12 protein-coding genes are annotated in these 14,694 nt (G+C 65.4%); 6 read left to right on the top strand and 6 right to left on the bottom strand.

Features of this window, described 5'->3' with window-relative positions:
- Positions 1 to 10: 10 nt before the first annotated feature.
- The 3 genes from GGD61_RS23050 (at position 11) to GGD61_RS23040 (ending at position 3,063) form a co-directional block, all read left to right on the top strand.
- The gene (locus GGD61_RS23050; RefSeq protein ID WP_092254335.1) at positions 11 to 418 is read left to right on the top strand and encodes an endonuclease domain-containing protein; all 408 of its coding nucleotides are present in this window, start codon (positions 11 to 13) and stop codon (positions 416 to 418) included.
- 282 nt (positions 419 to 700) lie between these two features.
- Positions 701 to 2,206 carry a glycerol kinase GlpK gene (gene glpK / locus GGD61_RS23045; RefSeq protein WP_092254339.1) on the top strand — a complete coding sequence of 502 codons (1,506 nt, stop codon included), beginning with the start codon at positions 701 to 703 and terminating at the stop codon, positions 2,204 to 2,206.
- A 263-nt stretch (positions 2,207 to 2,469) separates the two neighbouring features.
- A complete protein-coding gene (locus tag GGD61_RS23040; protein ID WP_092254341.1) occupies positions 2,470 to 3,063 on the top strand; it encodes an N-acetyltransferase in 594 nt (197 codons plus the stop codon).
- Positions 3,064 to 3,403: 340 nt separating this feature from the next.
- On the opposite strand, the gene GGD61_RS23035 is transcribed toward GGD61_RS23040, so the two are convergent.
- Both GGD61_RS23035 and GGD61_RS23030 read right to left on the bottom strand, forming a co-directional pair.
- Positions 3,404 to 3,823, bottom strand: a complete 420-nt coding sequence (locus tag GGD61_RS23035) for a DUF6636 domain-containing protein (protein ID WP_092254343.1) — start codon at positions 3,821 to 3,823, stop codon at positions 3,404 to 3,406.
- A gap of 11 nt (positions 3,824 to 3,834) precedes the next feature.
- The gene (locus tag GGD61_RS23030; protein ID WP_183231193.1) at positions 3,835 to 4,818 is read right to left on the bottom strand and encodes a threonine/serine dehydratase; all 984 of its coding nucleotides are present in this window, start codon (positions 4,816 to 4,818) and stop codon (positions 3,835 to 3,837) included.
- A 27-nt stretch (positions 4,819 to 4,845) separates the two neighbouring features.
- Between GGD61_RS23030 and GGD61_RS23025 the strand changes: the two genes are divergently transcribed.
- Together GGD61_RS23025 and GGD61_RS23020 are read left to right on the top strand one after the other, a co-directional pair.
- The gene (locus GGD61_RS23025; protein ID WP_018318809.1) at positions 4,846 to 5,148 is read left to right on the top strand and encodes a helix-turn-helix transcriptional regulator; all 303 of its coding nucleotides are present in this window, start codon (positions 4,846 to 4,848) and stop codon (positions 5,146 to 5,148) included.
- A gap of 134 nt (positions 5,149 to 5,282) precedes the next feature.
- Complete coding sequence (locus GGD61_RS23020; RefSeq protein ID WP_092254347.1) at positions 5,283 to 5,912, top strand: glutathione S-transferase family protein; 630 nt, start codon at positions 5,283 to 5,285, stop codon at positions 5,910 to 5,912.
- 348 nt (positions 5,913 to 6,260) lie between these two features.
- On the opposite strand, the gene GGD61_RS23015 is transcribed toward GGD61_RS23020, so the two are convergent.
- The 3 genes from GGD61_RS23015 to metF form a co-directional block, all read right to left on the bottom strand.
- Positions 6,261 to 7,301, bottom strand: coding sequence for a tetratricopeptide repeat protein (locus GGD61_RS23015; RefSeq protein WP_092254348.1), 1,041 nt, complete (start codon positions 7,299 to 7,301; stop codon positions 6,261 to 6,263).
- A 193-nt stretch (positions 7,302 to 7,494) separates the two neighbouring features.
- The gene (gene metH, locus GGD61_RS23010) at positions 7,495 to 11,346 is read right to left on the bottom strand and encodes a methionine synthase (RefSeq protein WP_092254350.1); all 3,852 of its coding nucleotides are present in this window, start codon (positions 11,344 to 11,346) and stop codon (positions 7,495 to 7,497) included.
- A gap of 6 nt (positions 11,347 to 11,352) precedes the next feature.
- The gene (gene metF / locus GGD61_RS23005; RefSeq protein WP_092254352.1) at positions 11,353 to 12,273 is read right to left on the bottom strand and encodes a methylenetetrahydrofolate reductase [NAD(P)H]; all 921 of its coding nucleotides are present in this window, start codon (positions 12,271 to 12,273) and stop codon (positions 11,353 to 11,355) included.
- Positions 12,274 to 12,671: 398 nt separating this feature from the next.
- On the opposite strand from metF, the gene GGD61_RS23000 reads away from it, so the two are divergent.
- Complete coding sequence (locus tag GGD61_RS23000; protein ID WP_018318804.1) at positions 12,672 to 13,691, top strand: LLM class flavin-dependent oxidoreductase; 1,020 nt, start codon at positions 12,672 to 12,674, stop codon at positions 13,689 to 13,691.
- A gap of 127 nt (positions 13,692 to 13,818) precedes the next feature.
- On the opposite strand, the gene GGD61_RS22995 is transcribed toward GGD61_RS23000, so the two are convergent.
- On the bottom strand, positions 13,819 to 14,679 hold the full coding sequence (locus GGD61_RS22995) for a prephenate dehydratase (protein WP_092254353.1): 861 nt from the start codon (positions 14,677 to 14,679) through the stop codon (positions 13,819 to 13,821).
- Positions 14,680 to 14,694: the final 15 nt, after the last annotated feature.

Raw genomic sequence — 14,694 nt, 5'->3', positions numbered from 1 at the left:
GGCCACGGCAATGGTCTCAACATCAATCCGACGCGCCGCCGCGAAGAAGCTGAGGGCGAACACCACGCCGCACGAGCGAGCCTTGTGGCGCGCCCTGAAAGACCTCCCGATGGACGGATCGCACTTCCGCCGACAAGCGCCGATCGGCCCCTATGTCGTTGACTTCTTCTGTCCGGCCAAGCGGCATATCATCGAGCTCGACGGCGGGCATCACAATGAAGACGATACGGCTGCCCGCGATCTCGCGCGTCAAGGTTGGCTCGAGAACGAAGGCTATCGAGTCATCCGATTCTGGAATTCTGAGATCGGGAGCGACCTGACCGCTGTGCTCGAACGGATTTATGTCGAGCTGTACGGATCGCGCGAAGCGCAAGCCATGCACCTTGAGCGCCGGCGCAAGCGAAAAAGGTCAACCTGAATCGAGCTGCGCTCTTTCTTACCCTCCCCTGGAGGGGGAGGGTCGATCGCGCGTAGCGCGAGCGGGGTGGGGTGATCTCTCCCCACGGGCACTGTTCGCTGCGGAGAGACCTTCACCCCACCCCGGATCACATTTCGCTACGCTGCATGTGATCCGACCCTCCCCCTCCAGGGGAGGGTGAGCGAGACCAACCTTGACCTTCCCGCCCTAATCCGCTCCCTTTGGCGCGACACAATCACTCCCTCCAGGGAAACGCCAAGCTAAACGCCAGGGTAAGCCGCCATGTCTTTCGTCCTCGCCATCGACCAGGGCACCACCTCCTCGCGCGCCATCGTGTTTCGCGGCGACATATCCATCGCGGCGAAGGCGCAGCAGGAGTTTCCGCAGCATTTTCCGGCCTCGGGCTGGGTCGAGCACGAGCCCGAGGACATCTGGACCTCGACGGTGATGGTCTGCCGCGAGGCGATCGAGCAGGCCGGCATCACCGCGAAGGACATCGCGGCGATCGGCATCACCAATCAACGCGAGACCACCGTGGTGTGGGACCGCGCCACCGGGCAGGCCGTGCATCGCGCCATCGTCTGGCAGGACCGCCGCACCGCCGACATCTGCGCCAAACTCAAGGCCGACGGCCGCGAGCCCGTGATCTCGCAGAAGACCGGGCTGATCATCGATCCCTATTTCTCCGGCACCAAGGTCGCCTGGATCCTCGACCACGTCCCCGGCGCCCGGGCGCGCGCCGCGCGCGGCGAACTGATGTTCGGCACGGTCGACTGCTATCTGCTCTGGCGCCTCACCGGCGGCAAGGTGCACGCCACCGACGCCACCAACGCCTCACGCACGCTGCTGTTCAACATCCACACCGGCCAATGGGACGACGAACTGCTGGAGATCATCGGCGTGCCGCGCTCGATGCTGCCCGAGGTGAAGGATTCCTCCGCGCGCTTCGGCGAAAGCACGCCCGATCTGTTCGGCGGCGCGATTGCGATCTCAGGCATCGCCGGCGACCAGCAGGCCGCCACCATCGGTCAGGCCTGCTTCCGCCCGGGCATGATGAAGTCGACCTACGGCACGGGTTGCTTCGCGCTACTCAACACCGGCACCACGCCTGTTGTCTCGAAGAACAAGCTGCTCACCACCGTCGCCTACCAGCTCGATGGCAAACGCACTTACGCGCTCGAAGGCTCGATCTTCGTCGCCGGCTCAGCCGTGCAATGGCTGCGCGACGGCCTCGGCATCATCAAGCATGCCGCCGAGACCGGACCTCTCGCCGATCAGTCCGATTCCATGCAGAGCGTCTATCTGGTCCCGGCTTTCGTCGGCATGGGCGCGCCCTATTGGAATCCGCGCGTTCGCGGCGCCCTGTTCGGCCTCACCCGCAACACCGGCCCCGCGGAGCTTGCCCATGCCGCGCTCGAAAGCGTCTGCTACCAGACTTTTGACCTCTGGGCCGCGATGCGCGCCGACTGGCCAAGCTCGGAAACCGCCAGCGTCGTGCTCCGCGTCGACGGCGGCATGACCGCCTCCGACTGGACCATGCAGCGCCTCGCCGATTTGCTGGACGCGCCGGTCGATCGCCCCGTGATCCAGGAGACCACCGCGCTGGGCGCCGCCTACCTCGCCGGCCTCCAGGCCGGCGTCTATCCCGAGCCCACAAAGTTCGCCGACAACTGGCGCCTCGAGCACCGCTTCAAGCCGAACATGAGCCAGGCGACGCGTGAGCGGAAGCTCGCGGGCTGGGCGAGGGCGGTGAAGGGCGTGCTGGCGAGCGATGAGGGGGAGGGCTGATACGCCACCATCCAAATCGTCGTCCCTGCCTAGTGCGCAATTGCGCACGGGCGCAGGGACCCATACCGCGAGGTCTGTCGATGGCAGGCGGAGCCTATCCCGAACGATTGATCGTCGCCAAACCACTTCCTGTGGTTATCGCGACGAGCGCAAGCGCTCGCGGGGACGTCCCGGATCCGCGCTCGCTCCGCTCGCTTGTCCGGGACACGATAGAATGTGTAGCGCCGGCCGGAGCCACTCGCGGTGATGCGGAGCAAGCAAGGATGATCCTCCTCGACGGCTATTCCGATGTGCCTGCTGGCAAGATCGCCGCCGTCGTCACCCATCTGGAGATGACCGCGCCGCCCGCGCGCCGCGACGATCCCCCCGGCGTCTGGACCCTGCGCAAGGTCGATACCCCCACGCTTCCTTGGTACCGCGATCTCTTCCGCCGCGTCGGCGAGGACTGGCTGTGGTTCTCGCGCGCCCGCATGACCGACACCGAGCTCGCCGCAACCATCCTCGCGCCTGATATCGAGGTCTACGCACTGGTCGCGCACGGCCGCGATGAAGGCCTGCTCGAGCTCGACTTCCGCGAGTCCGGCCAATGCGAGCTGGTCTATTTCGGCGTCACCGCACCCCTGATCGGCACTGGCGCCGCGCGCTTCCTGATGAACCGCGCGCTGGAGCGCGCCTGGTCGCGGGACGTCCGCCGCGTCTGGGTGCACACCTGCACGCTCGATCATCCATCCGCCGTCGCGTTTTACCAGCGCTCCGGCTTCCGCCCCTTCCGCCGCCAGATCGAAATCGCCGACGATCCACGCCTCGACGGCACGGCGCCGCGGACGGCGGCGAAGCATGTGCCGATCATTGAGTAATGCGCGAGCGAGCGTAACCCAGATGAGCGGCTGGCCCGCTGCCGGTCGGAGGCGAACGCAATCAGGCGAGCGTCACCGCATCTCGCTTTGCTCATGTCGGCTAAGATCGTCCGCTGCCACACGCTTCGTCGTCATCCTGAGGTGCGCGCTCTTGCGCGCAAGGATGGGCCGCAAGCGCCCGTGGCCCATCCTTCGAGGCTCCCCTCGCGCTGCTCGCGCATCGCAAGGCTCGCGCCTCAGGATGACGGCTGAACTTGTGGCAGCACTTGTAGCCCGGATGGAGCGCAGCGCAATCCGGGACGGCGTCCCCGTATTCCGCTGCACTCCATGCAGCTACTCCTCAAAACAACCTCTGTTCTGCCCGCGCCAGCGAAAACCCCCGCTGCATCGCGTTGAAACATGTCAACCCCGTCTGCTCCGACCGGCACGTGAATCCTCCGCGCTGCCACACCTCGCCATAGGCCAGCACCGGCAGCGAGGCGTCCATCACGGTGTCACCGGCGCAGATGCGCCCCGCGGCTCCCTTCGCGCTCATCTCGAAGGCACGGCCCCAGTCGAGCTCGCAATCGGCCGGACGGCGCGGGCGGCTCTCCATGTTCATGATGTCGCAGCGGAGCACACCCTGTTCGTTATCGGTGAAGAACTGGCAGACGATGTTCTTCGACGGTGTCAGAAAGCCGATCGGGCGATCCTGGGCGTGGGCGGCCCCGATCATCGGCAGCAGGATCGATATCAGGATCAGTCCGCGTGGCGCCGTCATGTCACTCCCACTCAGCTATCGAAATTCACCGCATTGGTGTTGGCGCCGCAGACCAGAACCGCGACGCGTTCACCGGTCGCGGGACGATAGCGGCCGGAGAGCACCGCGGCAAAGGCGGCCGCGCCGCCGGGCTCGGCCACGAGGCACAAGCGCGACCACAGGGCGGCCTGGGCCTGCCGGATCGCAGCGTCGCTGACGAGGACGACGCGCTCCACATGAGCGCGCGCGATCGGAAACATCAATTCGCCGACGCGCCGCGGCGCAAGGCTGTCGGCGGCGAGACCGCCGGCAGGCGCATCGACCGGGGCGCCCGCTTCGAACGCCGTGTGCAGGGTCGGCGATTGCTCCGGCTCGACCGCGACGATGCGCGTCCTTCCCGCGAACCACGCCGCAATGCCGCCGATCAGCCCGCCGCCGCCGACCGCTACCAGCAGTGTGTCGATGTCGGGCGCGTCCTGCTCCAGCTCCAGTCCGACGCTGCCCTGGCCAAGCAGGGTTTCGGCCTGGTCGTAGGCATGGACGGCAAGCGCGCCGGTCTGCGCGACATGCGTCTCGCTCGCGGCGAGCGCATCGGCGTAGCGGTTGCCCGCGATCACGAGCTTGGCGCCATAACCCCTGATCCGCTCGGCCTTGGCAGGTGAGGTGATGTCAGGCACGAAGATCGTGGCGGGGATGCCGAGCCGCTGCGCCGCATAGGCGACGGCCGCGCCGTGGTTGCCGCCGGATGCGGCGACGACACCGGCCTGCGGCACCTGCCGCAGCAACAGATTGGCGAAGGCGCCGCGCGCCTTGAACGATCCCGAATGCTGCAGCATTTCGAGCTTGAACGTGAGGGGCGCCGCGGGCAGGCCGAAATCGGCGAGATCGGCCCGAAGAAGGGGCGTGCGCCTGATATGCGGACGGATGACCGCTTCGGTCGCCGCGATCCGCTCCCGTGTGATGTCCATTGTCGCTGTCATGATGCCGTCCAGAATAGCGCATCGGAGAGTTGACATCAATTAGGTAATTAGCAAAATAACTAAATGAAGTTTGCCGTCGCCCTGCGCGCGCTCGCCAACGAACGTCGCCTGCAGATCCTGGAATGGCTGCGGGATCCGCGGAAGCATTTTCGCGAGCAGGCCGATGGCGACCTGGTCGAGGACGGCGTCTGCGGATTGCTGATCGCCGAAAAGCTCGGCGTCAGCGCGCCGACGGTGAGCGAGCACATGCGGGTGCTGACCGCCGCCAAGCTGGTGCGCGCCAAGCGCATCAAGCAGTGGACGATGTACAAGCGCAACGAGACCGCGATTGCCGCCATCAAGCGCTCGATCCAGGACGGCCTCTGAGCGCGCAGCGCCATCGCCGGCGACGTTGCAGCCGGTGCAATGCTCCATTTCCGAGATATTTCTTGCGCCGCGCCGATCAGGTCGTGGAGACTGGACGGCCCCGCCGTGTCCAACCGCTTGGAAGAGCAAGAACCATGTTCCTGATCGGCCAATATGATTCCCCCTTCGTCCGCCGCGTCGCGATTGCGCTGCGGCTTTACGGGCTCGCCTTCGACCACAAGCCGTGGTCGACCTTCGGCGATGCCGACCAGATCGCGCCCTATAATCCGCTGCGGCGGGTGCCGACCCTGGTGCTCGACGACGGCGAGGCGCTGATCGAGAGCACGGTCATTTTGGATTATCTCGACGAACTTGTCGGGCCAGAGAAGGCGATGCTGCCGCGCAGTGGCACTGAGCGGCGGAAGCATTTGCGCATCTGCGCGCTCGCTTCCGGTCTCGGCGACAAGGCGGTGAGCCTGCTCTATGAGCGCGTGCTGCGGAAGGAGCAGCTCGCGCTGTGGGTCGAGCGTTGCCAGGCGCAGATTGGCGACGTGCTGAAAGTGCTGGAGGCCGAGCGCGCCAAGGTGACGACGCCGTACTGGCTGGGCGGCCGCATCGGCCACGCCGACATCGCGGTGGCCTGCGTCGTCCGCTTCACCCGTGAGGCGCATCCGCAGCTGTTCGACGCGTCGCGTTACCCGGCGCTGGCTGCGCATGCCGAGCGCTGCGAGGCACTGCCGCCGTTCAAGGAGATCGTGCAGCCGCTGTCCCCGCCGAAGGGGTGATGCGCTCTTACCCTCCCCTGGAGGGGGAGGGTCGATCGCATGAAGCGCGAGCGGGGTGGGGTGATCTCTCAACACGGGCGCTGTTGAATGCGGAGAGACCGTCACCCCACCTCGGTCCGAACCACCTCGGTCCGCATTCCGCTACGCTGCATGCGCACCGATCCTCCCCCTCCAGGGAAGGATGGGGATCGCGGGTGGGGCTTGGGTTTCCTAGACCATGAGCCGGAAAAGTGCGAAGCGGACTTTCGAAAAGATCACACTTAAGCAGCAAGCCAAAGTGAGATGACGATTCATCGCGCTTTAGTCCGTCATCCAGAGTTCGCGCCTTGGCCGGAATGACGGGGGCGACTACTTCCTCCGCGTCACGCCGTTCGTCCGCAGATACTCGTCCAGTTCAAACCCCAGATCCTCGGCACGATCGAAATACGCCTCCGCGGCATCCGGGTCCTTCGCCATCCCTTCCCCGCGTGTCGCCATCACGCCGAGCGCTGCGGCGGCGCGGCCGACGCCGAGATCGGCGGCGCGCTTGTACCAGCGGATGGACTCGCCGAGATCCTTCTCGATGCCGGGCAATTGCCCGGTGGCATGGAGCGCGCCGAGATTGGCGGAGGCGCGCGGCTGGTCGCGTTGTCCGGCCTGCTTTAGGTAGAACACTGCCTTGTCGCGGTCACCGATGCCTTGCATCGCATAGACGAACAGCTCGAAATAGGCATCGGCGTTGCCGCGCTTCGCCGCTTCGAGATGCAATGCAAGGCTCTTGGCCACGTCCTTCGGTTGGCCGCGACCGTTGTAGGCCATCAGCCCCAGCAGGTAGCGCACGGCGCCATCGGGGTCGTCGCCTGCAAGCGCTTTCTGCGCGTAAGCATAGGCGTCGTCATATTTCCTGAACGTCCAATAGAGATTATAGGCGGTGAGATAGGCGCCGTAATCCGAGCCGAGTTCGGCCGCGCGTTTGTAGGCAGCGATCGCCGCGTCGCGATCGCGCGGCACGCCCCAGCCGTTCCAGAGGCAGCGGCCATAGTCGACCCAGGCGTTGGCGTGCCCGCCGAGCGCGACCTCATGCAGCGCCCTTGCCAGCGTGTCGCGACTCTCGACCGGCGCCTTGCCTGCCTCGATCGCCTTGAACAGGGCTACCGCGGCCAAATAGAGCTGGTCATCGCGCGACGGCGAGCGCGGTTGGGCGAGGAGCTTTGTGACGGTTTGCATGGTTCCGCTGGCATCATTTGACTTGGACGGTTGCTGCGCAACCTCGGCCACCGCCGCATCGAGCGGGACGGCATGATGCAAGACGAAGATCCCGCCAATCATCACGAGGCAGGAGCCCAGGATTTTCAGATGATTACGAATGCCGCCCTCCCGCGCGCCGGCCGGATGTTTGTCGTATCCCATCCGGTACACGAGATCGGAGCATGTGGCATCTGACGGAGTGCTGACGCGGCGGGCGATGATGGAATATTACAGGTGTTTTGCCCGACGCTGCAAATGCGGCCTCGGGGGCCGAAATCGCTCAATCTTTTCAACCCCATCGCTACTGTGCATGGGGTTGTTTTTCAGATTTTTGGTTTTGCAGCAAGAGCGGGGCCTATCCCGCGCCCGCGCGCTTCTTCTGCCAGACCAGATGCACCGCGCAGGTGCAACCCGGCGGATGCGAGGCGAGATCCTTCGACGTCTCGTCGTTCGCCGCCGTTGCGGCAAAGGCCTTGTCACTGTCCTCTCGCGACGGGATGTAGTTCAGCACCGGCGCGAGCCAGCGCTCGGCTTCCGCGACGCTCATGCCCTTGCGCGCGGCGTAGTCCTCGACCTGGTCGCGCTCGATCTTGCCGACGCCGAAATAATAGCTCTCGGGGCTGGCGAAATAGAGCCCGGACACGCTGGAGCCTGGCCACATCGCAAAGCTCTCGGTGAGCTTCACGCCGCAGGTCGCTTCCGCATCGAGCAGCTCGAACAGCGTCGCCTTCTCGGTGTGGTCGGGCTGCGCGGGATAGCCCGGCGCGGGGCGGATGCCCTGATACTTCTCGAGGATCAGCTCGTCGTTGGAGAGCGCCTCGTCGGGCGCGTAAGCCCAGAACTCGCGGCGCACGCGCGCATGCATGCGCTCGGCAAAGGCTTCCGCGAGCCGATCGGCCAGCGCCTTGCACAGGATCGAGGAGTAATCGTCGTTGGCCATCTTGAAGCGATCGGCGACCGCGTCCTCGCCGATGCCGGCCGTCACGACGAAGCCGCCGACATAGTCGGGCACGCCCGCAGGCGCGACGAAGTCGGCGAGCGCCGCGTTGAAGCGGCCTTCGCGCTTCTCGAGCTGCTGGCGCAGCGTGTGCAGCGTCGCGATCTTCTTCGTGCGGCTCTCGTCGGCAAAGAGCGCGATGTCGTCGCCTTCGGCATTCGCCGGCCAGAAGCCGATCGTCGCGCGCGCCCGGAACCATTTTTCCTTGACGATGGTGTCGAGCATCTTGCGCGCGTCGTCATGGAGCGAGCGCGCGACCTCGCCGACCTTGGCATCGTCGAGGATCGCGGGAAAGCGCCCCGCGAGCTCCCAGGTCTGGAAGAACGGCGTCCAGTCGATGCAATCGACCAGCTCGGCGAGGTCGTAGTCGTCAAAGCTACGGATGCCGAGGAAGGTCGGCTTCACCGGCTTGTTCTTGGCAAAGTCCACCGGCACGCGATTGGCGCGGGCGGCTTCCAGCTTCAGCCGCTTCTTGTCGGCCTGCGCGCGCAGATGAGCGTCCGAGATCTTGGCGTATTCGGCACGTACCTCGGCGGCATAGGCGTCGCGCTTCTCGGGCGAGAGCAGCGAGGACGCAACGCCGACGGCGCGGCTGGCGTCGTTGACATGCACGACGGGGCCGGCGCGATAGCTCGGGTCGATCTTGACGGCGGTATGCACGCGGCTCGTGGTGGCGCCGCCGATCAGCAGCGGCAGCTTGAGGCCCTCGCGCTGCAGTTCGCCGGCGAAGAACGCCATCTCGTCGAGCGAGGGCGTGATCAGGCCGGAGAGACCGACGATGTCGGCCTTCTCCGCCTTCACGGTCTCGACGATCTTGGCGGCGGGCACCATCACGCCGAGGTCGATGACCTCGAAATTGTTGCACTGGAGCACGATGCCGACGATGTTCTTGCCGATGTCGTGGACGTCGCCCTTGACGGTCGCGAGCACGATCTTGCCGGCGGAGGAGGAGCCTTCCGTGCCGACGCCGTTGGCGAGGTTGCGCGCCTTCTCTTCTTCCATGAACGGCATCAGCCAGGCCACCGCCTGCTTCATCACGCGGGCGGATTTCACCACCTGCGGCAGGAACATCTTGCCGTCGCCGAAGAGGTCGCCGACCACGTTCATGCCGGCCATCAGCGGGCCCTCGATCACGTCGAGCGGACGCGAGGACTGCTTGCGCGCCTCTTCGGTGTCCTGCTCGATGAACTCGGTGATTCCATGCACCAGCGAATGCGACAGCCGCTTTTCCACCGGCCATTCGCGCCAGGCGAGATCGGCCTCCTTGGCCTGGGTCTTGTTGCCGCGGAATTTCTCGGCCAGCGCCAGCAGGCGCTCGGACGCGCCCGGATCGCGGTTGAGGACGACGTCCTCGCACACCTGCCGCAGCTCCGGATCGATGTCGTCATAGACGATCATCTGGCCGGCATTGACGATGCCCATGTCCATGCCGGCCTTGATGGCGTGATACAGGAACACCGAGTGCATGGCCTCGCGCACCGGCTCGTTGCCGCGGAACGAGAACGACAGATTGGAGACGCCGCCCGAGATGTGCGCGCCAGGCAGGTTCCGGCGGATCCAGCGCGTCGCCTCGATGAAGTCGACGCCGTAATTGTTGTGCTCCTCGATGCCGGTCGCGATCGCGAAGACGTTGGGATCGAAGATGATGTCTTCAGGCGGGAAGCCGACCTTGTTCACCAGGATGTCGTAGGCGCGCTTGCAGATTTCGGTCTTGCGCGCGAACGTATCGGCCTGGCCGACCTCGTCGAACGCCATCACGACGACAGCCGCGCCATGACGGCGGGCGATCTTGGCCTCGTGAATGAACTTCTCCTCGCCTTCCTTCATCGAGATCGAGTTGACGACCGGCTTGCCCTGCACGCATTTCAGGCCGGCTTCGATCACGGAGAACTTGGAGGAGTCTACCATCACGGGGACGCGGGCGATGTCGGGCTCGGCGGCGACGAGGTTGAGGAACGTCACCATCGCAGCTTCGGAGTCGAGCAGGCCCTCGTCCATGTTGATGTCGATAACTACCGCGCCGTTCTCGACCTGGTCGCGCGCGACCTGCAGCGCCGCCGTGTAGTCGCCGGCGGTGATCAGCTTGCGGAAACGGGCGGAGCCCGTGACGTTGGTGCGCTCGCCGACGTTCACGAACGGGATTGCGTCGGTCAGGATGAAGGGCTCGAGGCCGGAGAGCCGCAGGCGCGATGCGATCTCCGGCACGATGCGCGGCTTGTGCGGGGCGACCGCAGCGGCGATCGCCGCGATATGGTCCGGCGTGGTGCCGCAGCAGCCGCCGACGATGTTGACGAGGCCATCGCGCGCGAACTCGCCGACTAGGCGCGCCATGTATTCCGGCGTCTCGTCATACTGGCCGAACTCGTTGGGCAGGCCGGCGTTGGGATAGGCACACACCAGCGTGTCGGCGACGCGGCCGATATCAGCAATGTGCGCGCGGAGGTCTTCGGCGCCGAGCGCGCAGTTGAAGCCGATGGTCACAGGCTTGGCGTGCCGCACCGAATGCCAGAACGCTTCCGGCATCTGGCCGGACAGCAGGCGGCCGGACTTGTCGGTGATGGTGCCCGACACCATCACGGGCATGTCGATGCCGCGTTCTTCGGTGATCTCGGCGATCGCATAGAGCGCCGCCTTGGCGTTCAGCGTGTCGAAGATGGTCTCGACCAGCAGCAGGTCGACGCCGCCGTCGAGCATGCCACGGATCTGCTCGCCATAGGATTTGCGCAAATCGTCGAAGGTGACGGCGCGGTAGCCGGGGTTGGACACGTCGGGGGAGATCGAGGCGGTGCGGTTGGTCGGACCGATGGCGCCCGCGACGAAACGCGGCTTGCCGTCCTCCGCCTCGACGCGCCGCGCGGCATTGCCGGCGAGGCGGGCGCCTTCGCGCGCCATCTCGTAGACGATGTCGGTGAGGTCGTAATCGGCCTGCGCGATCGAGGTCGTGGAGAAGGTATTGGTCGCGACGATGTCGGCTCCCGCGCGCAAATACGCCGCGTGGATGTCCTCGATTGCCTGCGGCTGGGTCAGGATCAACAAATCGTTGTTGCCGCGCAGGTCGCGATGAAAGTCCTTGAAGCGCTCGCCGCGGAAGGCGGTCTCGTCGAACTGCAGGTTCTGAATCATCGTGCCCATGGCGCCGTCGAGCACCAGGATGCGCTCGCGCGCGGCGTTGAGCAGGGCAGTTCGCTTGGCGGAAACGGGTACGGTCATTTTCTCTTACGCAGCCTTCTGAGCGCTCTTGGCACGGATGCCGAGCAAATGGCTGATCGCGAACACGAGATCGGCGCGGTTCATGGTGTAGAAATGGAAGGTGTCGACGCCGTGCTTGGCGAGCTTCTGCACCTGGCCGGCCGCGACGGTTGCGGCCACCAGCTTGCGGGTCTCGGCGTCGTCATCGAGGCCTTCGAATTTCGCGGCGAACCAGTCGGGCACGGTGGTGCCGGCGCGCGTCACGAAGGCTCTCGCCTGCTTGAAATTGTGCATGGGCATGATGCCCGGCACGATCGGGATGTCGATGCCGCGGGCGCGGACGCGGTCGAGATAGCGGAAGTAGAGGTCGTTGTCGAAGAACACCTGGGTGATCGCGCGCGTCGCGCCGGCATCGACCTTGGCCTTCAGCGTGTCGATGTCGTCATCGAAGTCGCGCGCTTCAGGATGCTTCTCGGGATAGGCCGACACCGACACTTCGATATCGCCGTGTCGCTTCTTGATCCCGGCGATGAGCTCGGGGGAGCTCTGATAGCCGTCGGGATGACTGGAATAGGGCGTGCCGATGCCGCCGGCGGGATCACCGCGCAAGGCGACGATGTGGCGGACACCGACCTCGTGATAGCGATCGACGATCTCGTCGATCTCGCCGCGCGAGGCGCCGACGCAGGTCAGATGCGCCGCCGGCAGCAGCGCGGTCTCCTTCAGGATGCGGGCGATGGTCGAATGGGTGCGCTCGCGGGTCGAGCCGCCGGCGCCATAGGTCACCGAGACGAATTTCGGGTCGAGCGGGGCGAGCCGGTTGATGGTCTCCCAGAGATTGCGCTCCATATCTTCCGTCTTGGGCGGAAAGAACTCGAAGGAGATCGCTGGCCGCTTCAGGTGCCCATCTTGCCCGTCGGCTCGGGCAGGAATCGTCAGATCGGTCATGGCACCACTCGCTCCAGATGTGCCGCCAGATCCTGGCGGCCAACGGTCAGGTCTAGCTTGGGAAAGCCTATGATAGGGCAAAGGCGGTTTGATCGACAGCCCATCAATGATGGGAAATGGCCCACTTCTGCCGGCAATGGCTGAATTATTGAATGTCTACCGGTTTGAGTGGGATGCCGGTATCCTCATAATAATTTGCCTATTTCAAAGAGTTATAGAGGTTTTGATGGTTGTCTGAGGCAGATAGCGTAGGTGGGCAGAATGGAATCAATTTTGCTAGGGTTGCCTTTAGCCCACCATCTCGGTTCGGTCCGGTGCGCGGGCTCGCGGCCTGCACACGTCAGATCTGCGCAGCCGCCCCATTGTCGCCGCGCGGCCCTCCACTAGGTTAGCGCGCCATGATCCCGCTCTCCGTCCTCGATCTCTCCGTCGTCACCACAGGCACCAAGCCCGCCGCGGCGCTGCGCAACAGCATCGACCTGGCGCGCCATGTCGATGGCCTCGGCTATGTCCGGTACTGGCTCGCCGAGCACCACAACCTCGCCTCGGTCGCGAGCCCAGCGCCCGACGTCATGATCGGCCAGATCGCGGCGGTGACGAAGCATATCCGCGTCGGCTCCGGCGGGGTGATGCTGCCCAATCACGCGCCGCTGGTGGTGGCCGAGCGCTTCAAGATGCTGGAGGCGCTGTTTCCCGGCCGCATCGACCTCGGCCTTGGCCGGGCGCCCGGCACCGACGGAGCGACCGCTTATGCGCTCCGCAGCCGACTTGATCGCCGCGAGGGCGACGATTTCCTGGAGCGGCTGCACGAACTGATTCTGTGGGAGACCCGCGAATTTCCCGCAGGGCATCCCTACAACAACGTCGTCGCCATGCCCGACGACACCAAACTGCCGCCGGTCTGGCTGCTCGGCTCCAGCGATTATTCCTCGGAGCTCGCCGCACAGGTCGGCATGGGCTTCGCCTTCGCGCATCATTTTGCGTCCCACGATGCGGTCGATGCGATGGTGCATTATCGCAACCGCTTCCAGCCCTCGGCCTGGCGTGCGACGCCCCACGCGATCCTCGCGATCGCCGTCATCGCCGCCGATACCGACGAGGAGGCCGAACGGCTCGCCAGCTCGTTCGACCTCAACCGGCTGCGCCGCGACCGCGGTCAATATCTGCCGCTGCCGAGCGTCGAGGAGGCGGTGGCCTATCCTTACTCCGACTCCGAGCGCACCTCGATCCTGCGCAACCGCTCGCGCCTGTTCGTCGGCAGCCCCGCGACGGTGCAGAAGAAACTGCAGCCACTGATCGACGCGAGCAAGCCGGATGAGCTGATGGTGATCACGGCGGTGTACGATCACGAGGCGCGGAAGAAGTCGTATTCGCTGCTCGCGGAGGCCTTCGGGTTGGTGAAGCCGGCGGCCGTATAGGAGCTGCCGTGCCCCGGACGCAGCGCAACGCCTTTCAGCGGTACGCTGCTGAGCCGGGGCCCATCGCAGCGCCGGTTCGCGTCGCCCCTGTGTCCCGGCTCGCGCTTCGCGCGTCCGGGACACGAGATCAATCCTGCTGCGTCTCGTTGAACGTGGCGCGGAAGGGGTGGCCGGGATACACACCGACGATGCGGAATTCGCGCGAGAAGAATTTCAGCTCCTCGATCGCGAAGGCGAGGCCCTTGTCTTCAGGGTGGCCGTCGACGTCGGCGTAGAACTGCGTGGCGAAGAAATTGCCGTCGACCATGTAGCTCTCGAGCTTGGTCATGTTGACGCCGTTGGTGGCAAAGCCGCCGAGCGCCTTGTAGAGCGCGGCCGGCAAATTGCGCACCCGGAACACAAAAGTCGTGACCAGCGGGCCGGAGCCTTGCGCGGCCCATTTCGGCGCGCGCGCCAGCACCACGAAACGCGTGGTGTTGTGCGCCTCGTCCTCGATGTCCTCGGCGAGGATGTCGAGGCCGTAGATCTTGGCAGCGAGACGGGAGGCGATCGCGGCGACCGTCTTGTCCTTGCGCTCGGAGATGTCGCGAGCACTGCCGGCGGTGTCGGCATGCACGATGGGCTTGATGCCGAGCTTGCGGATGATGCGCCGGCACTGGCCAAGCGCATGCACATGGCTCTCGACGCTCTTGATGTCGTCGAGCTTGGTGCCCTTCACCGCCATCAACTGATGCCGGACGGGCAAAAACCATTCACCGACGATGAAGAGGCCGGAGGCCGGCAAGAGATGATGGATGTCGGCGACGCGGCCGGCGACCGAATTCTCGATCGGGATCATGCCGAGATCGGCCTCGCCGGAGGAGATCGCCGACAGCGCGTCCTCGAAGGTGGCGCAGGGCATCGGCTCGGCGTCGGGATAGGCCTCGACGATGGCGATGTGGGAATTGGCCCCGGGCTCGCCCTGGAATGCGATCTTCATCTTGCTCATGTCTTAAAATGCTCC

The sequence above is a fragment of the Bradyrhizobium sp. SBR1B genome, assembly GCF_014198205.1.
Taxonomy (GTDB): Bacteria; Pseudomonadota; Alphaproteobacteria; order Rhizobiales; family Xanthobacteraceae; genus Bradyrhizobium.
This window is presented reverse-complemented; position numbering and strand designations above follow the sequence as displayed.

Bases quoted from the DNA above. Each gene is read 5' to 3' on its own strand.
- GGD61_RS23050 (WP_092254335.1), top strand. From the start codon at position 11: ATGGTCTCAACATCAATCCGACGCGCCGCCGCGAAGAAGCTGAGGGCG.
- GGD61_RS22995 (WP_092254353.1), bottom strand. From the start codon at position 14,679: ATGAGCAAGATGAAGATCGCATTCCAGGGCGAGCCCGGGGCCAATTCC.
- metF (WP_092254352.1), bottom strand. From the start codon at position 12,273: ATGACCGATCTGACGATTCCTGCCCGAGCCGACGGGCAAGATGGGCAC.
- GGD61_RS23025 (WP_018318809.1), top strand. From the start codon at position 4,846: ATGAAGTTTGCCGTCGCCCTGCGCGCGCTCGCCAACGAACGTCGCCTG.
- glpK (WP_092254339.1), top strand. From the start codon at position 701: ATGTCTTTCGTCCTCGCCATCGACCAGGGCACCACCTCCTCGCGCGCC.
- metH (WP_092254350.1), bottom strand. From the start codon at position 11,346: ATGACCGTACCCGTTTCCGCCAAGCGAACTGCCCTGCTCAACGCCGCG.
- GGD61_RS23030 (WP_183231193.1), bottom strand. From the start codon at position 4,818: ATGTCAACTCTCCGATGCGCTATTCTGGACGGCATCATGACAGCGACA.
- GGD61_RS23040 (WP_092254341.1), top strand. From the start codon at position 2,470: ATGATCCTCCTCGACGGCTATTCCGATGTGCCTGCTGGCAAGATCGCC.
- GGD61_RS23000 (WP_018318804.1), top strand. From the start codon at position 12,672: ATGATCCCGCTCTCCGTCCTCGATCTCTCCGTCGTCACCACAGGCACC.
- GGD61_RS23020 (WP_092254347.1), top strand. From the start codon at position 5,283: ATGTTCCTGATCGGCCAATATGATTCCCCCTTCGTCCGCCGCGTCGCG.
- GGD61_RS23035 (WP_092254343.1), bottom strand. From the start codon at position 3,823: ATGACGGCGCCACGCGGACTGATCCTGATATCGATCCTGCTGCCGATG.
- GGD61_RS23015 (WP_092254348.1), bottom strand. From the start codon at position 7,301: ATGGGATACGACAAACATCCGGCCGGCGCGCGGGAGGGCGGCATTCGT.